At 57.3% G+C, this 18,171-nt stretch carries 27 protein-coding genes and 1 pseudogene; 15 read left to right on the forward strand and 13 right to left on the reverse strand.

Going from position 1 to position 18,171, the window contains the following annotated elements:
- Window positions 1–126: 126 nt before the first annotated feature.
- The gene (locus FHT76_RS01810) at window positions 127–1,014 is read left to right on the forward strand and encodes an alanine--tRNA ligase-related protein (RefSeq protein ID WP_405049499.1); all 888 of its coding nucleotides are present in this window, start codon (window positions 127–129) and stop codon (window positions 1,012–1,014) included.
- A gap of 57 nt (window positions 1,015–1,071) precedes the next feature.
- Here FHT76_RS01810 and FHT76_RS01815 read toward each other — a convergent pair whose 3' ends face one another.
- Window positions 1,072–1,485: a hypothetical protein gene (locus FHT76_RS01815; protein ID WP_259183943.1), complete on the reverse strand. Its 414-nt coding sequence runs from the start codon at window positions 1,483–1,485 to the stop codon at window positions 1,072–1,074.
- 78 nt (window positions 1,486–1,563) lie between these two features.
- Window positions 1,564–1,944: a hypothetical protein gene (locus FHT76_RS01820; RefSeq protein WP_259183944.1), complete on the reverse strand. Its 381-nt coding sequence runs from the start codon at window positions 1,942–1,944 to the stop codon at window positions 1,564–1,566.
- 93 nt (window positions 1,945–2,037) lie between these two features.
- On the opposite strand from FHT76_RS01820, the gene FHT76_RS01825 reads away from it, so the two are divergent.
- The 5 genes from FHT76_RS01825 (at window position 2,038) to FHT76_RS01845 (ending at window position 5,152) form a co-directional block, all read left to right on the forward strand.
- Window positions 2,038–2,583, forward strand: coding sequence for a hypothetical protein (locus tag FHT76_RS01825; RefSeq protein ID WP_259183945.1), 546 nt, complete (start codon window positions 2,038–2,040; stop codon window positions 2,581–2,583).
- Window positions 2,584–2,853: 270 nt separating this feature from the next.
- The gene (locus FHT76_RS01830; RefSeq protein ID WP_259183946.1) at window positions 2,854–3,672 is read left to right on the forward strand and encodes a hypothetical protein; all 819 of its coding nucleotides are present in this window, start codon (window positions 2,854–2,856) and stop codon (window positions 3,670–3,672) included.
- A 164-nt stretch (window positions 3,673–3,836) separates the two neighbouring features.
- Window positions 3,837–4,529 carry a hypothetical protein gene (locus FHT76_RS01835; RefSeq protein WP_259183947.1) on the forward strand — a complete coding sequence of 231 codons (693 nt, stop codon included), beginning with the start codon at window positions 3,837–3,839 and terminating at the stop codon, window positions 4,527–4,529.
- Window positions 4,522–4,788: a hypothetical protein gene (locus FHT76_RS01840; RefSeq protein ID WP_259183948.1), complete on the forward strand. Its 267-nt coding sequence runs from the start codon at window positions 4,522–4,524 to the stop codon at window positions 4,786–4,788. The genes FHT76_RS01835 and FHT76_RS01840 overlap by 8 nt, the downstream gene beginning before the upstream one ends.
- An 82-nt stretch (window positions 4,789–4,870) precedes the next feature.
- Window positions 4,871–5,152 (forward strand): hypothetical protein, encoded by a 282-nt coding sequence (locus FHT76_RS01845; protein ID WP_259183949.1) that lies wholly within the window; start codon window positions 4,871–4,873, stop codon window positions 5,150–5,152.
- Here the strand turns inward: FHT76_RS01845 and FHT76_RS01850 are convergent.
- A complete protein-coding gene (locus FHT76_RS01850; protein ID WP_259183950.1) occupies window positions 5,110–6,132 on the reverse strand; it encodes a hypothetical protein in 1,023 nt (340 codons plus the stop codon). The genes FHT76_RS01845 and FHT76_RS01850 overlap by 43 nt on opposite strands.
- A gap of 205 nt (window positions 6,133–6,337) precedes the next feature.
- Here FHT76_RS01850 and FHT76_RS01855 point away from each other — a divergent pair, with 205 nt between their 5' ends.
- Window positions 6,338–6,619 carry a hypothetical protein gene (locus FHT76_RS01855; protein WP_259183951.1) on the forward strand — a complete coding sequence of 94 codons (282 nt, stop codon included), beginning with the start codon at window positions 6,338–6,340 and terminating at the stop codon, window positions 6,617–6,619.
- Window positions 6,620–6,717: 98 nt separating this feature from the next.
- A complete protein-coding gene (locus tag FHT76_RS01860) occupies window positions 6,718–7,836 on the forward strand; it encodes a hypothetical protein (protein WP_259183952.1) in 1,119 nt (372 codons plus the stop codon).
- A 27-nt stretch (window positions 7,837–7,863) separates the two neighbouring features.
- Here FHT76_RS01860 and FHT76_RS01865 read toward each other — a convergent pair whose 3' ends face one another.
- From FHT76_RS01865 to FHT76_RS01875, 3 genes are all read right to left on the reverse strand, one after another.
- Window positions 7,864–8,478, reverse strand: coding sequence for a hypothetical protein (locus FHT76_RS01865; protein WP_259183953.1), 615 nt, complete (start codon window positions 8,476–8,478; stop codon window positions 7,864–7,866).
- Between the two features lie 16 nt (window positions 8,479–8,494).
- Window positions 8,495–8,680: a hypothetical protein gene (locus tag FHT76_RS01870; RefSeq protein WP_259183954.1), complete on the reverse strand. Its 186-nt coding sequence runs from the start codon at window positions 8,678–8,680 to the stop codon at window positions 8,495–8,497.
- Between the two features lie 70 nt (window positions 8,681–8,750).
- Window positions 8,751–9,188, reverse strand: coding sequence for a hypothetical protein (locus FHT76_RS01875; RefSeq protein WP_259183955.1), 438 nt, complete (start codon window positions 9,186–9,188; stop codon window positions 8,751–8,753).
- A 142-nt stretch (window positions 9,189–9,330) separates the two neighbouring features.
- Here FHT76_RS01875 and FHT76_RS01880 point away from each other — a divergent pair, with 142 nt between their 5' ends.
- Window positions 9,331–9,678, forward strand: a complete 348-nt coding sequence (locus FHT76_RS01880; RefSeq protein ID WP_259183956.1) for a HigA family addiction module antitoxin — start codon at window positions 9,331–9,333, stop codon at window positions 9,676–9,678.
- 92 nt (window positions 9,679–9,770) lie between these two features.
- Here FHT76_RS01880 and FHT76_RS01885 read toward each other — a convergent pair whose 3' ends face one another.
- A complete protein-coding gene (locus FHT76_RS01885; protein ID WP_259183957.1) occupies window positions 9,771–10,427 on the reverse strand; it encodes a hypothetical protein in 657 nt (218 codons plus the stop codon).
- Between the two features lie 146 nt (window positions 10,428–10,573).
- Between FHT76_RS01885 and FHT76_RS01890 the strand changes: the two genes are divergently transcribed.
- Window positions 10,574–11,062, forward strand: a complete 489-nt coding sequence (locus tag FHT76_RS01890) for a hypothetical protein (RefSeq protein WP_259183959.1) — start codon at window positions 10,574–10,576, stop codon at window positions 11,060–11,062.
- 63 nt (window positions 11,063–11,125) lie between these two features.
- On the opposite strand, the gene FHT76_RS01895 is transcribed toward FHT76_RS01890, so the two are convergent.
- On the reverse strand, window positions 11,126–11,341 hold the full coding sequence (locus tag FHT76_RS01895) for a hypothetical protein (RefSeq protein ID WP_259183960.1): 216 nt from the start codon (window positions 11,339–11,341) through the stop codon (window positions 11,126–11,128).
- Window positions 11,342–11,747: 406 nt separating this feature from the next.
- Between FHT76_RS01895 and FHT76_RS01900 the strand changes: the two genes are divergently transcribed.
- On the forward strand, window positions 11,748–12,359 hold the full coding sequence (locus tag FHT76_RS01900; protein WP_405049489.1) for a DUF6891 domain-containing protein: 612 nt from the start codon (window positions 11,748–11,750) through the stop codon (window positions 12,357–12,359).
- 6 nt (window positions 12,360–12,365) lie between these two features.
- Here FHT76_RS01900 and FHT76_RS01905 read toward each other — a convergent pair whose 3' ends face one another.
- Window positions 12,366–12,578 carry a hypothetical protein gene (locus FHT76_RS01905; RefSeq protein WP_259183962.1) on the reverse strand — a complete coding sequence of 71 codons (213 nt, stop codon included), beginning with the start codon at window positions 12,576–12,578 and terminating at the stop codon, window positions 12,366–12,368.
- Between the two features lie 333 nt (window positions 12,579–12,911).
- On the opposite strand from FHT76_RS01905, the gene FHT76_RS01910 reads away from it, so the two are divergent.
- Window positions 12,912–13,634, forward strand: a complete 723-nt coding sequence (locus FHT76_RS01910; RefSeq protein WP_259183963.1) for a hypothetical protein — start codon at window positions 12,912–12,914, stop codon at window positions 13,632–13,634.
- 46 nt (window positions 13,635–13,680) lie between these two features.
- Here FHT76_RS01910 and FHT76_RS41350 read toward each other — a convergent pair whose 3' ends face one another.
- A complete protein-coding gene (locus FHT76_RS41350) occupies window positions 13,681–14,094 on the reverse strand; it encodes a peptide chain release factor family protein (RefSeq protein ID WP_405049500.1) in 414 nt (137 codons plus the stop codon).
- An 18-nt stretch (window positions 14,095–14,112) separates the two neighbouring features.
- Window positions 14,113–14,382 (reverse strand): annotated as a pseudogene (locus tag FHT76_RS41355) (PCRF domain-containing protein); the annotation flags it as partial.
- Between the two features lie 365 nt (window positions 14,383–14,747).
- Between FHT76_RS41355 and FHT76_RS01920 the strand changes: the two are divergent.
- Complete coding sequence (locus FHT76_RS01920; protein ID WP_259183964.1) at window positions 14,748–16,295, forward strand: hypothetical protein; 1,548 nt, start codon at window positions 14,748–14,750, stop codon at window positions 16,293–16,295.
- Window positions 16,296–16,401: 106 nt separating this feature from the next.
- Here the strand turns inward: FHT76_RS01920 and FHT76_RS01925 are convergent, their stop codons facing one another.
- A complete protein-coding gene (locus tag FHT76_RS01925) occupies window positions 16,402–16,794 on the reverse strand; it encodes a hypothetical protein (protein WP_259183965.1) in 393 nt (130 codons plus the stop codon).
- Window positions 16,795–16,939: 145 nt separating this feature from the next.
- On the opposite strand from FHT76_RS01925, the gene FHT76_RS01930 reads away from it, so the two are divergent.
- Window positions 16,940–17,152 (forward strand): hypothetical protein, encoded by a 213-nt coding sequence (locus tag FHT76_RS01930; RefSeq protein ID WP_259183967.1) that lies wholly within the window; start codon window positions 16,940–16,942, stop codon window positions 17,150–17,152.
- Window positions 17,149–17,736, forward strand: a complete 588-nt coding sequence (locus FHT76_RS01935) for a hypothetical protein (RefSeq protein WP_259183968.1) — start codon at window positions 17,149–17,151, stop codon at window positions 17,734–17,736. Before FHT76_RS01930 ends, FHT76_RS01935 begins: the two co-directional genes overlap by 4 nt.
- Window positions 17,737–17,796: 60 nt before the next feature.
- Here FHT76_RS01935 and FHT76_RS01940 read toward each other — a convergent pair whose 3' ends face one another.
- On the reverse strand, window positions 17,797–18,150 hold the full coding sequence (locus FHT76_RS01940; RefSeq protein ID WP_259183969.1) for a hypothetical protein: 354 nt from the start codon (window positions 18,148–18,150) through the stop codon (window positions 17,797–17,799).
- Between the last annotated feature and the right edge of the window lie 21 nt (window positions 18,151–18,171).

Here is an 18,171-nt window from a genome sequence, read left to right on the forward strand (position 1 = left end):
TTCGGATGAAGTCTCGCCGCGGATCGGCCGCCCTATTCTGTGTGACCGTTTTACATCGGCCGGCCGCAAGACATGGGATTACAGGCAACCCGACCTTGCATATGGCGTCCGCGCTCATTAGTTTCGATCAGGCACGACACAAAAAAGGAGGTTGCCTATGTCCTCGCGGGACGCCTGATCCATCAATACCGGGAGTTTTGCCAAACCAAAGGTATTGAATTCAACAAACTGCCATCCGTCCGTCCGCATGACGGAACCACGCTCTTCTGCAGCGCCGGGATGCAGCAGTTCAAGCCGCTTTTTTCCGACACATCCTATTCAGGAAACACACGCGCGAACGTCCAGGCCTGCCTCAGGCTCGGTGACCTAGACGAGATCGGTGACGGCACCCACTCACTCTATTTCGACATGCTCGGACTGTTCTCGTTCCGTCATATGACGGTAGGAGAGGCGATCGACTTCTGGCTCGAGTTCCTCGACCTGGTTGGCGGCTGGCCGGACTATGTCACCATCCACCCCGACAAGCTCGACGAATGGACGCCGCTTTACCGTGGCCGTGTTCCCATCCGGCCAGACCCTGACTGCAAATGGAGCGACGGCAGCATCAGCGGATACTGCACCGAGTTCTACAAGGACGGAATCGAGATCGGCAACACCGTCAATCCGCTCGGAACCTGCATCGACGTCGGTTTTGGACTCGAGCGCCTCGACATGGTGGTCAACGGCACTCCACCTGTCGACGCCCTGACGACGCTTCGCTCGACGATCGAGAAGATCATCAAGAGCGGGTACCGCCCCGGCAACAAGGAGCAGGGCTACGTCCTTCGCAAACTGTTACGCCTCCTGGCCGTCAAGGGCGGCACGCTCGACCACCCGTTCTTCATGGATGAAGTCGAACGCCAGAAGCGCTTGCTGCGCCGCTACGAGGTCCTGAAGCACAAGCATCCCGACAAGCCGCCGGAATGGTGGTTTGACACTCACGGGATCGACGTCAGGGAATTTGCGACATCCTAAAACAAGGAGGCCGCAGGTGTCGTCCTGCGGCCTTGGTCCTGGAATTGACCTGAACTGTTACAGCGTCGGTCCGCTGGGCTGGCTCACGGGGCGGACCTCCGATATAGCCTCGGCTGGCACCGCGCCCCATACCACCATGCTATCGAGCGATTTGCCGTTGCGCTGCCACGAGGCGAAGTCAGGAACCATGCTTGTATCCACGGCGAGGATGCGGGCGCTTTCGCCGTACTGCTCCTTGGCGGCTTCTGCTGCAAGCGTCTGGTCAGCATAGGCGACCGGGAGCGCCGTGAAGAAGGCACCGGTCGGACCGATTCCTGATTCCAATGTCTGCTCGACGACATCCTCGGAGACACCGATGTATCCGATCCCGTCGATGATTGTCTTCAGCTCTACGATCGCCGGTACTACGGTCTGGCCGGCCCTGTTTACGCGTCCCCACTGCTGGATGCGTTGCGCGAACTTATTGGTCATTCTTCTCTCCTTCGGTATCGCCGAAAACTGCCATGCCGATCGGAAAGAGACAATGGCTGCCCACAGAATGGTTTGTCGTCAAACCGCGGCGATCTTCACCAGGCCGTTCCTTGTGATGACAGCATTGTCGCCATTGAGGAGGACAATGATTTTGCCGTTCCACTGTTCGCCTTCCGGATGTGACCAGCTTACGAGCGCGAACACATCGGTGTCCACGAGGTCGCCGTTCACGTGGAGACTGGCGTCAGGATGACGAGCCTTGAGGCCTTCGAGCTCGCCGACATCGACTTCTTCGGTCACGTAATAGAACGGGGCGACCCATTTCAGGTCGGTGTCGAAAAATCCAAACTGCATGGCATCGGCCGGGATCGACAAGCCCGCAAGGTCCGTCGTCTCAACCTTCCGCACCTCAACGGTGTCAGGGGTGATATTCATGAAGTGGATCGTGAACTCGGACATCGGAAACTCCTTGGAACAGGCCTCATTCGCCTTGTCGTCTTGCTAATTCGTCTGGACGAAGGCATTTTGTCAAGACTTCGAATTGGAGACGTCATGCTGATCGTACCTGGAAACGCAAAAGAAGGCTTCATTGCCGTCAAGTCTCTCGCCGACGCCCGCCGCGACTGGACCGGGTTCGACCACGTCATCACGATCGAGGACACCAACTACGAGGACGGCCTTCGCGTGCGCTCGGGAAAGACAACCCAGACCGTGGTCCAGTTCGACGACACCGACCTCACGCAGGGTCGTGGCAAGGCCGCGACCAGGGAAGAAGTCCGCTATCTCTTGATGAAGGGCAGGGAACACACGACGTCGAAGCTCCTCGTTCATTGCCATCAGGGACAGAGCCGTTCGGCGGCCGTCGCACTCGGGATCATCGCCGACCGGCTCGGCACGGGCCGCGAAGCGGAAGCCGTCGCGGCGCTACTCGCGATCCGCCCGACCGCCGTGTGCAATACCCTCGTGCTGCGCCATGCCGACGGACTTCTCGGCCGCGAAGGTGCGCTCATCACGGAATGGGAGGCCCATCTCGCCAAGGACGACAAGGCGGCAGGCGTCATGCTGCTGCGCGAGCTCGCTTCTCGCACGCCGGAATAATCACCCGGTTATACCCGATTGCGGCCGATGCTCCGTTCCGGCATTCTTGAGATCGTAACGGAGCACCATCCAGCCAACACAAAGGCGATCACATGGCAGGCCCTGGCCCCATCAAAATCTAGGACGTCCGACGATGAACGATCCCGATCCAATCAAAATCTGACGCCATCCGTTCGGTAATCGACATTTCGATAAAATCGATCGCATCGTCTTAAACGGTCGCTAATCGAAGGGCCTTTATTCGTGACCGATATCAATCGGAGTCACCGCATGTTCGTCAAAGCCGCTATCCTCTCCGCATTCGCTGCCTTTGCGGCGACTTCCGCGTTCGCGATCGACAACTACACGATCCCGGAGACCATCGACCAGTCAGCCGTCAGTATCGTCGATCGCCCCGTGGACATCATCGGGATCAAGCCCGGCATGACGGCAAGCGATGCTCTGGCGATCCTCGCCAAGGATTACGGCGGCGAAGACAATATCGACCGCTTCCACATGAAGATCGGCACGCGCCAGGTCCAGTCGCAGCAGTTCGACACGTTCTACACCGGAGGCGACATCCTGAAGGCGGGCATCGCCGAGGTCTATCTCGCGTCGCCTGCCGCAGGCAACAAGGTGTTCGCGGCGCGCCGCGTCGTCAACCTCAAGGTCGAGGACGGACTTCCGACCGTCGCAGCCATGAAGGCGCAGCTTGTCGAAAAGTACGGCAAGCCGAGCGCCGAGGAAAAGTCCAACGACCGCTTGACCAAGATGTTCTGGTATCTCGGCGACAAGGGCGTTTGCACCGAAAAGTACGATGCCTGCACAACCTCCTATGATGGCGGGTCCAGCGGCGGAGCCGGCGGCGTTCTCGGCTCCTACGACGTCTCCAAGACGGAAGATTACGAAAAGGCAGCAACCTTCGGGTCTGACATCGTCGTCGTCGCCGAAATCATCACCGCCTACGGCTATCCTGATGGCGTCAATGAACTGACGGTCTCATTCGTCGACCTCAAACTGCGCGCCAAGTCGGCGCGGGCCGACTACGACCTGGTCTTCAAGAAGCAGGCAGAGTTCGATTCCAAGGCCGTCGCCGCGCCCAAGCTCTGATCCCTACCGGAATTGTAATAAAGCGGCGGCGGGGCGACCTGCCGCCGCTTTTTCGTGCAAATGGAGTCATGCATTCCAAAAGCGTTGACACGACATTCGATGTGTGGTTTTCAGATATCAGAAAAGGAAGACGCCGCAACGGCAGAGCAGTCAGGAGACGACAGATGAAAAATCCGCTCGCAGACGGCTCCATCGGCGACCTTCACGGACAAATGCGCGGTCTGGTACGCAATCCGTTCCGCAACAAGATCATGAAGCAGCAGTACGATGCCGCCGTGCAGTCGTACGACACGAAGCACAAAGACCTTATCTACGCGACGGGCCGTCGTTGCCTCGGCAATGGATGGGCAGGGGCTTTCTGGCGCGGGTTCGACGGAATGTACGACGAACGCTGGAAGAACGATGCCTCGGCCCGCCAGACTCCTGGCTACGCCTGCTGGCGCGCTGGCAAGGACATCCGTGCCGTCCTGGACGCCCGCGCGGCCGATACGCCGACCGCGAAGTCCGGCCAGGCCTCCCTGAGTTTCGGCGGCGGGACACCGACACCACCCGATCCTGCTTGCCTTGTATTGGCGGAAGAGGCACTCGGCATCTACGACTGCATCTTCGGCGCAAGCCACGAGCCTAACCTCGACAGCAGGACTGGCTCCCCGGAGTTCGCACTGCTACTTGACGCGCGCGACAGACTCCAGCGCGAGAAGGATGCGGTCCCCGACTACACGGGGCAGTGGAACGACCGTGACTACTACGCCGACGAAGAGGAAGCATACAATCGCGCCATCGACGCGTACGGAAACGGCGTCCTCTCAAAGCTGACGAAGGCCGCCCAGAAGGCAAAAGGAAAGACCGATGTCTGAACTCGATTATCCGCGCAGCAACAGCCTGAATTTCGGAGGCGGCGATCCGACACCGTGCGATCCAGTTAACCTCAAGCTCGCCGAGGCAGTCGAGCGCCTTCTCGAGACGAAAGCCGAACTGGAGAAGGCTCGGGGCAAGGTCCCAGGCTATACGGCCCAGTGGGACCCGAAGGACTACTATGCCGACGCGCAGGAAGACCACAACCGCGCCGTCGACAACTACGCCGACGCCGTCAGGTTGGTCGTAGCGAAAAGCTGACGACAAAGTGTCGGACTGGCGAAGGTCGATTCCGCGGCCAAGCCGACACCTTCCATCCGAACACACGCACCGATGAACGCAGATGGCCGACGATACCGAAAAGTTCGCCACGAAGACTTACCGCTGCGAGTGGGTGGCGAAAGTGTATCCGGTCGACCAGTACGGGCAGGCCACGAAAGAGCCGCCTTACTACGAAAAGCCGTGGCCGACCCATCAGCAAGCCAAAGCCGACCTCGAGGCCGTTACGGAACCACATCCGCATATCGACACCCGCCGAATTTATCGGCCGGCACCGCAAGGCTACTATGACACGGGCGTCTATTATCGAGAGGTGGAGATCGCCTCGACTTCAGTTGCGGAATGATCGCTGACCGTACCAGTTGCTTCCCCGAATGAAAGAGTGAGCATTGGTCGCTTCGGCCGCATGTCCTCCCCATCGAGATGCCGTTTTACGATATCGGCCGCCTGGTCGCTTTCAAGGACATGGAACACGTAATGGAAGGCGTTTTCCATCAGCGCCTTCGTCGCGCCGGACCACGCGCCGTCATAGAGCATGATCGCCAGTGAATTCGGGTGCCTGCCACGCCTGTCGAGGGCGCTGAACATCAGCGACGACGCATAGAGCGAAGCGTGGTTTGCCGTCGACTTCCTGACTTCGATGAAGACCTTGGGATCGCTGTTGTCTGGAGCTGCTATATCCGCCCGGCTAGCGCTCACGAGACCCTCGATTTGATTACTGCCGCCTTCGTCACGGACATACGGAACGTCTCGGCGATCAAGCGCCTGCTGTATGAACGCCTCGTTGACCACTTTGCCGATCTGGTCCCGAACGATGCCCTCGATCAGGGATTCCATTCCGGCGACCACTTCGCGCGGCGCAAGCACCATGCCCGGCTGGATGCCTTCCACTATCCTTGTCGCATCGGTCCTCCCGATACTCCTGTCACTTGCGGCCGTCAGCTTGAACTGGTTCTTGAACCTCTTCTTGCTGACCGTCCCAGTGGCGTTGGCGAAGACGGGAAGGGTATAGGGGTGAGCCATGATCCATTCTGGCGTCACCCTCGTCAGCTGGGCGGTTTCGTCAAAGACGAAATTCACCATCTCCGCGGCGCGTATGCGCAGCTTGGCAGCCACGACCCGACCTGCGGCATCGGCGTGTTCGAAAACGACGCCGGCCGTCTTCCAGGCTTCTATGTTCTCCTTCGCAGAACCGAGGCAGGTCAGGCGCTTGCCCGCAAGCAGCAGCGGGCCTTTCTCGGGGCAGGCGAAATCCTCCTCGCATACCTTTGAAAACCCGGAGGTCGTCAGGAACAGGGACTGAAGACATGCGCTGACGGCGCGCATCTCCTCCGAGGCTGTTTCTGACAATGGCTGCGACACGTGTGGCTGGTTCCGAGAGGAATATTCAAGAACTCAGGGTCATGCAATTTCGTTGACCCGACAACCCGCAAACTAATCGAAGTCTTGAATTAAATCGCTTTACGTCTTGCTCTATCCGGAGTAGTCCGAGCAGCAATCTCGATTTTTCCGATGCCAGCGTCCATCGCAGTTGATCGAATACCGACTATTTGATGCACGCCGCAGCCGTGGTAAGACTGTCCAAACAGCAGGAGCAGCCACAAAGATCGTCGGTCATCCGCTACTGGAGGACACACTCAAGGCAATCGCAGGCAAAACCGACATCGTCGACAATGTCGCTGCCGCCCTCAGCGCGCGGGCTGACGAACTGGCGGCCCTGGCAGAAGCGAAACGCTTCACGCCGGAATGGTCTGACCTTTGCATTGCCATGGGAGCGGCGAGAAGTGCCGCGGCCGAAGTCTGGCGGCATTGATCATCCGCGTTTAAATCCAACTCGCTCTTTGCGCCGTTTCGCGCGGCCGCCTTGCTCATCGCAACGCCGAGCCTTAACGTCTCGCCAAAGGAGATTCCATGCTGCTGCTCGGAAACATCGACAAAGGCTACACGCCAGGCGAAAGCGACTACACACTTCCTGACGGCCGCGTAGTCGGACCGTTCGAGTCCGCATACGCCCGTGAACTGTTCGGTCACTGGTTCAGCAAGAAGTCCGGTCGCCTCTTCTCCGCTCTGGACCTTTTTGAGGGTACGATCGCCGGCGACGAGTACCGACTGGTCCACACCGACGAGGTGTCGCTCGAGATGCATCCATTTCGCGAAATCTACGACATTTGGCTCGAGGGCGACAACGGCCAGGTGGTATTCGAAATGCCTGTCGGCTTCGCGGTCGTCGATCCGCGCCGGCTCGTCATGGTGGACTCGCCTGAAATCTGCGAGCGGGAGAGGACGCTGCGTCCCGCCTCCGCGCCGCCAGCCAAATTGGACATCGAGCGGTCCGACAAGCCCGCCTTCGAGGGCAACTCAAAGCATCACGGCGAGATCGTCGTTATCAACACGGGATCGAAGCACGGCTATGTCGTCGGATGGCGGCCGGATTCCCGACACCTCAAGGATATTGTCGGGCTGTCGCGCCACGACCACTGGCAGACGGCAAAACGGGCGGCGGAGAGGGCCACTCGCGAATATGTGCCGCTCGTGACAAAGCGTACGAACCGCCCCTACGACATGCAGCGCGAAGCCCTGTACATGTGGGAACACTCGTTCGAGGCCGACAACCGGCATTTCTCGGATATCTCCGAGGCGCAAGAGCTGGCGGCACGAATTTGCACGGACCTCGGCATCACGCCGCCGACGGTTTCACTCGGGCGCGCCACGCTGGTCACCAGAAGCTACTACAGGCTGGGACAGGTGGTTCTCAACAGGGGCATGCTGGACAGCCACACGGTCGTCCACGAGGTCGCCCACCACGTCGTCACGCGTCTGCGTCTGCCAAAAGAGGGCGGACACGGTCCAGTCTTCGCAGGAACCCTACTGGCATTGATGACGGAATACATGGGAGCCGACCGGGAAACTGCAATCGACAACGCCCGTGATCGCGGGATCGTCGTTAACACCGACGTCGAGAGCAAACTGGCAAATGTGATTGATCGTCGACGCCAGAATTCGGTCGAAGCGCCGTCGCCGACCGTTTGACTTTCCTTTTGTAACAAGGTTTTGCGACTATTTCTTTCCGCAAGCCTTGAGAATATCGCGTCGGGCCAGCTCGCCGCCGCATGAGGCGACGCTGAGCGCCACGCCCTCGTCGAAAGCGAGCTGCTGGCCATGTCGCCAGAACTCCACCCTGACATACGGTTTTCTCGTCACGAAGAGCGTATCGCCCGTGTTCGAAGTGACAAGCTTCTGTCCCGTCGTCATCACACGCACGAATAGCTCGGGGCGATCTGGATTGGTTTCCTCGTGCGTCCTCATCAGCTCGCTACCCTCTGGCGCTGCCTTGGAGAAAGCCGCGCCCTCGATCCGGCGCGCGTATTTTGGAGCCGCGATATAGGGACAGGTACGCACCGCGAAGAGCGAGGCCTCGTCCAGCATGGGGCCGTCGATGAATGCTCCGAACTCATGAAAGGCCGGCATCGGACCGCCGATGAACCAGCGGCCGCGCAGGAGCTTCCGGCCGCTCAGATGACAACGATCCTCGTCGATCATGCGATGGCGAGCAGGCTGGTCTGTCACCGTGAAATGAGGCGTGCCGTCCCTATCGACAGCAGCCGTAATCGGGATCGGGTAGCCGCGTCGATCCCTGCCAAGGCCTGCGAGACATTCCGGGATGTCGATCATGGGGGCCTGTCAGCCTTCAGTGACCCGGCTCGAAGGAGATTTTCCGAACCGCTTTTTCGAGTCCGTCCCTACGCTTTTGGGCAACGCATTCCTTGCCCTCGCCGGTGGGATGGAGGTCAGCCGCGTTCCCGTTGAGGTCCAAGTCGCCCGGCGGGACGGAGGTCCAGTTTCTAAGGTTCATCTGCTTCATTTCGATCGCCACGGCCCACTCCACTCAACACTCGCTGGTTTGTAGACTGTAGCAACCAGGATTTCAAGACGCGAAGGGTAGCTCAGGCCTTGTGGTCGGTGCCTATCGTTTCGTCGGCTACGTCCTGCATCTCCTCGAGGAACTCGTAGACAAGCCGGAACTCGTCGTCGTCCCCCACCTGCGTCGAAAAGCCGAGGACGGCCGCCTGAAGAACCTGCAGCGGAGAGTGTCCGGCTTTGGCGAGGAAGTGCAAGATGTTGGTGATGATCGACGCGGATGCGGAGATCGTGTCGTCTTCCCGGCTGTCGAGGCTCTCCTTGCCTTCGTCGGTCGTGAGCCACGTCAGTTGCTCGAAGGCGTCTTTGAGGAAGGCGTCACGCTGCTCGGCCGTCAGAGCGGCTCGCTCGGCACCCTTCTGACGGGTGCGGCGGGCACCACCGGAGAAAGCCTTGAGGACGGTTTCGAGATAGGCCTTCTGCTCGGCAGTAAAGGCGAACGGAGTTTCACGGCGAAGAGGCATGGTGGACCTGCGATTGCTAAAGCTAGTAACCACAGGGTGAGTCACAGCGATGCCGTGGTCAACGACGTGTAATGCCGCGCATTATTGACGACACGCCGGCTTCGGCATACGCCTGCCTGATCGTTTCGGAGACCAGCGACCAATGACATACGTATCCCCACTGGACGGACCGTCGGCCGAACCAATAGGCCCGGGATCGGTATTGGACGACCTCCTCAAGAAGATCGGCGTCAGCCAGGAGAACTTCGCCGACGCCATCCAGACATCGCGGTTCACGGTCAACCAGATCGTCAACGGGAAGCGGAAGGTGACGACGGCCATGGCGCTCAAGATCGCGAAGTCCACGAACACGTCTGCCGCGTTCTGGCTCAACCTCCAGCGCAATGTGGACGCCTACGAAGCGCGGTTGCGGATAGCAGACGAACTCGCAGCCGTCAGGGTCGTGCGGGAGGCAACACCGCCGGAGTTATTGGTCATCGATCTCGACTGAAACAGGCTGTCTTGCTCCGCCATCAATCGAGACCGACGAAGGCAGCTAGCTTCGCGGAAACTTCCAGCACGACCTAAGCTTACGAGATTCCGCTAATCGACGGTCGAGCTTACGGAATCTCGTAAGCAGGTCGATGTCCCGTAAGCGCCGTAGTGTTGGATGACACTCAGCTTCCGCACGCCGATCAGATATGGATGGCCTCGGACGATCATCTCCTTGTTCTTCGAGACTGAAGCCTTTATGGCATCCAGAGGCCCCTGCGCCTTGCGCATTTGCGCGATCCGTACATCTCTGGCCTCTGACCGACTCCTGACCTGAGCCGAGTGTACGTGGCAGGCAAAATCGAAGACGCCACCAAACGTCGCCATCCATAGTTCGATGGCGATGTTCTCGTATACCTCCTCCACGACAGGAGCGGCAGTTACAAGGCTGTCGAGGAACTCACAGATGCCACCGAACGGATGTCCTTCAGAAGATCGCCCTGTCATAGACGTAGCCTCCTCCTTCGAGGCGAAGTCTCCCGAGACCGTGACCTCGTTCAGCCAGAGACCCTCGTCGATCGACAAGAGTTGGCTTCCAGTCTCCGTAGCAAGGTGGTGTTCGTGGAGAGAGCCGTTCGACCGAACCCAACCTCCAAGGCAGGACGGGTCCGTGGGATCAGCCCAGAAATTCCCTGCGAACTTTCCAGCGGCGAAGTGTTCGTCTGGAAAGTAGGCGACTGACTGCGCCAGCTGATCATATGGTGTCATCGATAAATCCTCCCGTTCCCCAATGATGTGGGTATCCGACCGAGCGTTCAAGACGGCGGCGCACGATTTCAAACGGGATATAAAGTCGTTGACAACGTCACCGTCTAAGCACCACCCTTTGAGAATACCTTCTTAGGATTAGAACGATGTTTCAGCACGCCATTTCATCATCTCGCGCATGCGCCATGCTTTGCGCGTCTCTTGTCGCCGGACTATTCGCAATCAAGTTCTCACCTATCATTGGTGTCGCTACGTTCGCCTTGATTATCATAGCTTACGTTTCGAGGGTGCTTTTCCATCGAGCAGGGAACTTTAGTCTGCATGCATTCGGCAACCTGCGTGCTCGCGGCAGGACATGGGGCGGGCGCGATGACTGGTTTGAAGTGCTTACAGCCTGCAGTATTCTTTATATCTTGGGAGCTGGCGTGTGGCTTACTCACCTCATTATAGAAAAATGGGATGGCAAGGAAATTGCTGTTGCCGTTCTGGTCGGGCTGGTGAGCATTACAGTTCCAGCATGCGGGATGCGCCACCTGTCGGCTCAAAGCGAAAAACAGGATTCGTTTGGTCAAGCGTGTGGCGTAATTCTGCTCGGGGGCATGATTTTCTTCGGTTGGGGCTGGCTCTCGATGTAAGTCCCATCCTTGCTAAGGCGACACAAGTTGGTGTCATTGTAGCTGGTAGGTCGGTCTGAGCCACTATCTCCATAGCCCATCCAGCGACCCCCTCATCGCCTTGCTCGCCTTCATCGCCTTGTCGGTAACGTGATCGATTACGATATCATCCTGGAAGCGATACGTTCGCCGCTTGTCTCCGCGCATCCCGGAACCGATCTGCCGCCTCCGGACATCGTCTTCGACTGCCTTCGACCCTGATCGGAGACGGTCATCGAGCAGCGCGATGAGCGCCGTCATGGCATCCCGATAGTTTGCCTCTCGTGATCGTCCTTGGCGCTCCTGTTTCAATCCCGTCGGGACATGCACGATTCTCGAACAGTTGAGGTGCCTGTTTCTTATCGCCCCTTGTCGATTCCATACTCATCGTTTCGCGGAAACCCCATCAATCCTGGACTGGCCAGGACCTGACCACTTTACACAGCATACTCATCAGTGCGATGCGCCACCGTCTTGGAGGGGAGGGAGGCCTAGCCTGCCGAGCCTTCAAGACGGTGGCGGTGCGTTTCTAATTACAACTAACGACTAGAGTTTTGATGGAGCCATCCGCCCACTCAAAACAGTTGACATGACTACGATACCGACCAACGATTGATGATATGCGTGCAAGTTACGTCACCAATGCCAACCGTGAAGGATTGAGGGTATGAGCCTTCTCCAAGTCGAGCTTAATGAGATCAGAGACTGGGCGCATCCGATGATACGTGGTGGATATGCCACTCGCGAGGAAGTCGTCATGAGCGTACTGGAAGCTTTCGACTGGAGCCGCTTCAATAGCCTCGACAAAACCTCTGCGACAAAATTCACCAATTGCTTGTTTGACGAAAAGGTGATGGAGGAGGCGAGCTGGCCGACACTTACGGATGTTGACCGTCTATATGCTGCTTTTTCAGCGCTTGCGGCGGATGGGTTTGTCAGCGTCCACAATCCATCCGACTCCCCCAGCGATGCTGAAGAGGAAGTAAAACTTGCTTTTCAAAAAGCTCAGAGGTCATCATCAGACAAGTGGGCGGCCGTTTATTACCACGACCAAAACGTAGACGACGCCATGGAAACTGGACGTATGAACGTCACCTTTCTTGTTTTTAGAGAGTATTTCAAGTTTCACTCACCGGATGCGGCATTCGAGGCAGCCGGAATGTATATTGTCAAAGCGCTGAACGACAACGGCTTGAAGACGCACTGGAACGGTGACCCTAAAAGCCTGATCGAGGTGTTCATGGATTGGAAAAAGCGATCTCCCAAGCATGCACGTTGATGTACCTTACCAAAGGTGCATCAACGCCCCCTTCATCGCCTTGTTCGCTTGCATCGACTTCCCAGTGATATGATCGACGACGATGTCATCCTGGAACCGATACGTGCGGCGTTTGTCGCCGCGCATGCCAGAACCGATTTGCTGGCGACGGACGTCGTCTTCAACAGCTTTCGAGCCAGACTGCAAGCGGTTATCCAGCATGGTGATCAGGGCGGCCATCGCATCACGGTAATTCGCCTCGCGAGACCGACCTTGGCGTTCCTGCTTGAGCCCCGTTGGGACATGCCAGATTCTCGAACAGTTGAGATGCCGATTTCTAATAACCCCATGTCATTTTCATACTCATCGCTGCCCGGAAATCCCGACGATCTAGGCGTCATCACACACTGAGGACTTGCGCAGTATACTCATCTAGGTGATGCGCCGCCGTCTTGGAGGGGAAGGAGGCGTAGCCGACTGAATCTCCAAGACGGCGGCGGCCAAGCCACTGCAACGATATCATTTTGCGAACTGTTGGGCTATGTTCACCATCGGAAGCAAATGGATCGAGCTATGGCGGACGACTTTGAGGAAGACTACTTCACAGCTTTAGCGGATGCGGTAGAATCAATCGACAGGGATGGCACCATGCCGTCAGTTATCGTTTTTCGGGGCGACCCAGTTCACCTCGTCGATGGCGATCTGCTTGACGCGGTGATTGCCCAGGCCAAGGCCATGTCGACTGACTCGCGAGGACTTGATTGGCGTCCGACGGTCTTCCCGGACATCGAGATTAACGTTGGCACCATCGATGACCATCAGCTCGACAGTCACGAAGGATATGAGATATTGGCGAACTTCGCGGACGGCAACGCGACGACTGGTGATATGGCAATGCTGTGTAGCCATGCCATGACGGGGATTGCAGGATGCACTTGGGAGACTGCCGAAGAACGAGACGAATTGGCGACGCTCAAAGGTCTCTATGCGGCTTCACAAATTGCTTTCCGAGAAATCTTTGGTCCGCGCCTGATTGGCGAGACTAATCCCCCAGAGATTGGCGATGTCGTCGTCGATCTATTCAATCCGAGTATGCTTGGCCCGGTCAAGGCGGTCTGGAACTCGGAGGACGAAGTTGATCCGCAAATCTGGATCGTTCTGGATGATGGAATGGAGGCGTCACTTAATCTCAACCAGACTTCGATCATCCTCGAAAGCAAGCTTTTCCCGCGCATTGTGCCGATTGCCGATGAACTATCACCACAACACTCCTTTGTCGGGCGCAGCCTGCATTGAGACGTTCCTGACTGCAGTCTCTCGCGAGAGAATCAATGCGCGGGCCTTACCAAAGACTAGGTAATCCACCTTTCATCGCCTTGCTCGCCTGCATTGATTTCCCTGTGCCATGATCGACGACCATATCATCCTGAAACCGATACGTTCTCCGCTTGTCACCGCGCATTCCGGAACCGATCTGCTGCCGACGAACATCGTCCTCGACAGCCTTGGAGCCTGAGCGAAGGAGATCGTCCAGCAAAGCGAGTAGAGCTGTCATTGCATCGCGGTAATTAGCCTCGCGAGACCGTCCCTGGCGCTCCTGTTTCAGCCCTGTCGGGAGATGAATCAGCCTCGCGCAGTTGAGATGCCGGTTTCGGTGCTGCCCTCCAGCGCCCGACCCACTGAACCACTCAACCCTGAAATCGCCGTCCAAACGCCTCGCGTACGGCGAGTCTGCATCAGGCTTCGCATGTTCCATCACGGCGACTGTTACCGTCGAGGTATGGACGCGGCCGCGCCGCTCTGTTGGCGGAACCCTTTGCACCCGATGGCCTCCGGCTTCGTTCCTGAGGCTCTCCACACCAGCTCCCTGCACCGACAGGGCGATGGAATTGAACCCGCAAGCCGCAGGCGCAACATCCACTCGGTCACACTTTCAGGATTTACCCGTGGCCAGGCGCTCATACGCCTGCGCCAGATCGCCAACGAACAGTTTGGCATCATCGCCGCCTTCTGCGGCTCGAATTTCAAGGATGATCAACGACATTCCTTTTTCCTTTCACCTGATCGACCCGGACAAAGCACGGCAAACGCCGTTCGCCACCGGAGCGGGGTCAAAGGAAATGGCAGGTGATGTTCTTCATAGCTGTCCTCATGCCGTGGACAGTGACACAGAGCTGCCCCTGACACAAGCCTGTGGTCGATAATGGCGTTACCGGCCATCGACTAACTAGATCGTGTCTACGGGAAGCGAGATTGATCCGAACTGTGGATTCCTATTGGAGCATTGTTAACCTTATGCACACGCGCCTCACCTCGGGGTCTATCTTTTCGTTGTAATCCGATCCCGGCTGAAATATGTGAGAACAATTGAAGAACGCAATGATGCGTGTCGATAAATTGGAGACTCCAATGCTTGTCCACCTCCCCCATGAGCGTCTGTTGAATCTCTCAGCTAACAAGCTCTCGGAAATTCTCTCAGAAGAATACGGCGTCAAGGCTGGGAGCAAGAAAGCGAAAGACACCGTTGCCAAGATGCTCGGGTTCGAATCCTTTGAGGATTTCCAGGTGAATAACCTTCCCGTTTCGCGATCTGAGTGGAACGAACCGGGAACCGAAACCGATACGCAGGCTAGGTATAGGCAATATGCCCGCATCCTTCTGGGTGAGAAGTTCAAGGGTGTCGATGCGAGTGCGGCCGAAGGCATCGTATCTCGGGTCGCACCCGAAAATATCCAACGATCGGAGCTGGTCCTCCTCCAGCCTGCGCACACCGAACGGTGGGCGGATATTCGCGTCACCGAAGGCAAACTTGTCGGCGGCGCAGGTTGCCGCGCCACCCCTACCGTATACTTGGCGTCACGCTTGCTCGGTGACATCAATGAAACCGACGACGACGGATATAGCGGTAACTCAGTCCTTCAGCGGGATGCCTCAAGCCAGTTCTCAACCGTCGTCGTGGCAGTTACTCGAAATGGCGGTCCCGCTATCGTGGGACATATCACGTACAAGACTCAAGTTGACGTGTCACGGCTGATTCACCGTGTCGAAATCTCGGAAAGATTTATCGACTACACCCGTTTGGAGAACTTCGGATGGACTACCTCTGATGCTGACCATGCTTTGGGGGAGGCGATGACAAGCATCATCCATGACGATGTCGCGCGCCGGCATTCCACCCTATGGAATTCTAGGTCCGATGATTACGGTACCCTTCATATCGTGATCGACTACGACCGAAAAAATTGGAAAGATATTCTCTGGGCGGCGTCCCTGATCGAAACTCTATATTCGCTTGTTGGCGATCATGGATGGTGGCCGGACAACGGCTATGACGATGACTTGCACCCATTCCCAAGGTATAAAATTTCGCTGGAAGGCAATGAGGAAGGAACTCGTAAACTTCCCGCCTTCGACCGCACCTTCATCACGCCAAATGGTCATGTCGCACAGCTCTTGGCACTCTTCGACAAGGCCGCGGACCAACGCGCTCGCGATAAAAGGTCCATCAATATGGCTGGCGAGCTTTTTGTAAGGCTCGATTATCAGAACAGAACGTGCAGCATCATGAGAACCACTTATGACGGCTCCGAAGTTTTGAAGCCGGTCGAGGTGCGTGTGTCGGAGCCTGGCGTCGTAGATGTCACGACGAACCGTCAAGAAGCGATTGCTCACAACAAGATGCTCTCACTGGCGGCGGGGGAATGTGGCGCTAAAATGCTCGAGCTTTGCCATGGCAAAAACCAGCTCATTTTCTATGGCGGCAAGGGAGCAGCGGGCCGCCTTGTGATGGTTGACGAGGAGACATGGCTGTCTGGCGCATGGGACGCCGCGAAATCAGGTGCGAGTTGGCTTGATTTCAATCCCTCTGACCCGTCTCCGAGCCACCGGGTACATCTCCAGGCCCTCAACGAACTTCTCGGTGTTCCATTGAGAAATTACGTGTCTTCTGCGGCCTGATTTAGGTCGCATTCCACGACGGCCACTGGCGTTCAAACGTCCGTGGCCGATAAGGGTGGTTACCGGCCGTTGCCTTGACTCGTACGCATGCACGCCGTTCAGCCCATTACTGCCCGAAGAAGATGTATCGAAGTAGCGCCAACTTATCCGCCTTGCGAATATTCCCAGACACCGTTTTCCAGCGCTCTCGCCGCTCCTTGTTGTATTCTTCCCGTCGCTTGTTCAGCGTCTTGCGGCACGAATGGTCTTTGAGCGTCGCGGTCATCGCGTAGAGCTTGTCCGCAACATAGAACCGGGCAGCACCGAAGACGACAATGACGGCAACGTAGGACGCCGCCCAGAGACCCAAAACAACATGCAGGAGATCGTACCCACCGATCCACCATGCGAAGTAAAGCACGGCTGCCACAAAGACCTTGCCAAGCCATCCGAGAAACAGAGGCAGGAGCACGATGGCGAGGATTTCCAACAATGCACCCGCGAGAAAGACTTCCAGCATCCAGCAGACCTCCAAAAGACTGAAGTCTTCATATAGGCCTACCATCCGGATATCAACACGCATCTTGCGGCGGCCCACTTACGCTGATAAACAAGACGCCGAACCCATTGAGCTCGCCCTCACGAGCCGGCAAAGGACGCCCGCTTTGACGAAACCGAAAGTCAAACTGCTAACCGAAGGCAAGCTCGCTGGTGGCCTAACGGTCCCCGTCGGAACGGTTTGCACTGTAGATCGACGTAATGACGAAAAGGATTTCTATAGCAATGGGCGCACCACCCTTGACGTCGTTAAGGACGAGTTCATCCTTTTCACGGTCTTCGAGGACGAAGTGGAATATCTCGCAGGAGCCAAAGAATGAGAACGGTCGCCGACCTGACGGATGCAGAGATAACCAAAGAAACCGAGCAGGCAATCGCGCTAGTGGAGGGCGCGGTAAATGACTTGCGGGATACTCCCCGCAACCTGGCGGAACTAGCGCTCATGGCAGCCGTCGCCAACTGGAATGTGTCGACGGAATCTTTTTCGTTCCTCAAGGGGCGCTGCATCCACGATCTCCGTACGATCGACCCCCGTTTGGAGGCCGCGCACGAGGTGATGGAGACGTTTGCCGTCGCGAACGGGCTCGACCTCGACTCCTTCAAAAGGCCGACGATCGCCTATCTTAGGAAACTGACCGAGGTCGAGCCATGGCAGGCGAGTGTCGCATTGTTGCCGCTCCTGAACGATCCGGTTCAGTCCAAAGCAGTGTCAGTGGCCGCCGAGATCACGCTGGAGATCGCACATTGGCTTGATCTCGCAGCCAAGAACGAAGGCGAGATGCGGAAATGGCTGGCCCTGGCTCGTGAGACAGCATGCTTCATGACGCCGGATTTTCCAGTACAGGCCGAGCAATTTGCAGAACTCGAAAAGAAATACCTCGACCGAGCGCTTGCTAGGTCATAGCTGCGATCAAACAGCCAGCCTGCAATGGTGCGTTATGATGTTCATGCCGAGAAGGCGACTTCAACGTGCAGGTGGACACGGGATCGGGGTAAGTTCGCTCAAATTGTAGATCGAACGAATTCCGGAGGCGAACGTGATCCTGTAAGACGGATCGCCGCCGACTGGATCGGAGTGTTGACGCCGGTCTGCAATTCCCACGGCTCCGAGCTTGTTGGCGAAGCACTTACCTAGAGCCAAGTCTGCCTTTTTATTCGCATCAACGACGGAATATCCAGAGTAGCCGATAAGGAACGCGACGAAGATCGTACCTACGACCACGATTTCCGGACGCTTACTTCTTCCCTTGGATGCGTTCGATCCGCTTGCGGATGAGTGGACGTATGGCGCTAGTGGATAATCGTGTTCTTTGCCCAAGGCATTCTCCATCGCTATTCA

It is taken from the genome of Rhizobium sp. BK176 (genome assembly GCF_024808055.1).

What these genes read in the sequence shown, in the direction of transcription:
- FHT76_RS01815 (WP_259183943.1), bottom strand. Translation starts at nt 1,485, where the DNA reads ATGACCAATAAGTTCGCGCAACGCATCCAGCAGTGGGGACGCGTAAAC.
- FHT76_RS01820 (WP_259183944.1), bottom strand. Translation starts at nt 1,944, where the DNA reads ATGTCCGAGTTCACGATCCACTTCATGAATATCACCCCTGACACCGTT.
- FHT76_RS01825 (WP_259183945.1), top strand. Translation starts at nt 2,038, where the DNA reads ATGCTGATCGTACCTGGAAACGCAAAAGAAGGCTTCATTGCCGTCAAG.
- FHT76_RS01830 (WP_259183946.1), top strand. Translation starts at nt 2,854, where the DNA reads ATGTTCGTCAAAGCCGCTATCCTCTCCGCATTCGCTGCCTTTGCGGCG.
- FHT76_RS01835 (WP_259183947.1), top strand. Translation starts at nt 3,837, where the DNA reads ATGAAAAATCCGCTCGCAGACGGCTCCATCGGCGACCTTCACGGACAA.
- FHT76_RS01840 (WP_259183948.1), top strand. Translation starts at nt 4,522, where the DNA reads ATGTCTGAACTCGATTATCCGCGCAGCAACAGCCTGAATTTCGGAGGC.
- FHT76_RS01845 (WP_259183949.1), top strand. Translation starts at nt 4,871, where the DNA reads ATGGCCGACGATACCGAAAAGTTCGCCACGAAGACTTACCGCTGCGAG.
- FHT76_RS01850 (WP_259183950.1), bottom strand. Translation starts at nt 6,132, where the DNA reads ATGCGCGCCGTCAGCGCATGTCTTCAGTCCCTGTTCCTGACGACCTCC.
- FHT76_RS01860 (WP_259183952.1), top strand. Translation starts at nt 6,718, where the DNA reads ATGCTGCTGCTCGGAAACATCGACAAAGGCTACACGCCAGGCGAAAGC.
- FHT76_RS01865 (WP_259183953.1), bottom strand. Translation starts at nt 8,478, where the DNA reads ATGATCGACATCCCGGAATGTCTCGCAGGCCTTGGCAGGGATCGACGC.
- FHT76_RS01875 (WP_259183955.1), bottom strand. Translation starts at nt 9,188, where the DNA reads ATGCCTCTTCGCCGTGAAACTCCGTTCGCCTTTACTGCCGAGCAGAAG.
- FHT76_RS01880 (WP_259183956.1), top strand. Translation starts at nt 9,331, where the DNA reads ATGACATACGTATCCCCACTGGACGGACCGTCGGCCGAACCAATAGGC.
- FHT76_RS01885 (WP_259183957.1), bottom strand. Translation starts at nt 10,427, where the DNA reads ATGACACCATATGATCAGCTGGCGCAGTCAGTCGCCTACTTTCCAGAC.
- FHT76_RS01890 (WP_259183959.1), top strand. Translation starts at nt 10,574, where the DNA reads ATGTTTCAGCACGCCATTTCATCATCTCGCGCATGCGCCATGCTTTGC.
- FHT76_RS01895 (WP_259183960.1), bottom strand. Translation starts at nt 11,341, where the DNA reads ATGACGGCGCTCATCGCGCTGCTCGATGACCGTCTCCGATCAGGGTCG.
- FHT76_RS01900 (WP_405049489.1), top strand. Translation starts at nt 11,748, where the DNA reads ATGAGCCTTCTCCAAGTCGAGCTTAATGAGATCAGAGACTGGGCGCAT.
- FHT76_RS01905 (WP_259183962.1), bottom strand. Translation starts at nt 12,578, where the DNA reads ATGGCCGCCCTGATCACCATGCTGGATAACCGCTTGCAGTCTGGCTCG.
- FHT76_RS01910 (WP_259183963.1), top strand. Translation starts at nt 12,912, where the DNA reads ATGGCGGACGACTTTGAGGAAGACTACTTCACAGCTTTAGCGGATGCG.
- FHT76_RS41350 (WP_405049500.1), bottom strand. Translation starts at nt 14,094, where the DNA reads ATGGAACATGCGAAGCCTGATGCAGACTCGCCGTACGCGAGGCGTTTG.
- FHT76_RS01920 (WP_259183964.1), top strand. Translation starts at nt 14,748, where the DNA reads ATGCTTGTCCACCTCCCCCATGAGCGTCTGTTGAATCTCTCAGCTAAC.
- FHT76_RS01925 (WP_259183965.1), bottom strand. Translation starts at nt 16,794, where the DNA reads ATGCTGGAAGTCTTTCTCGCGGGTGCATTGTTGGAAATCCTCGCCATC.
- FHT76_RS01935 (WP_259183968.1), top strand. Translation starts at nt 17,149, where the DNA reads ATGAGAACGGTCGCCGACCTGACGGATGCAGAGATAACCAAAGAAACC.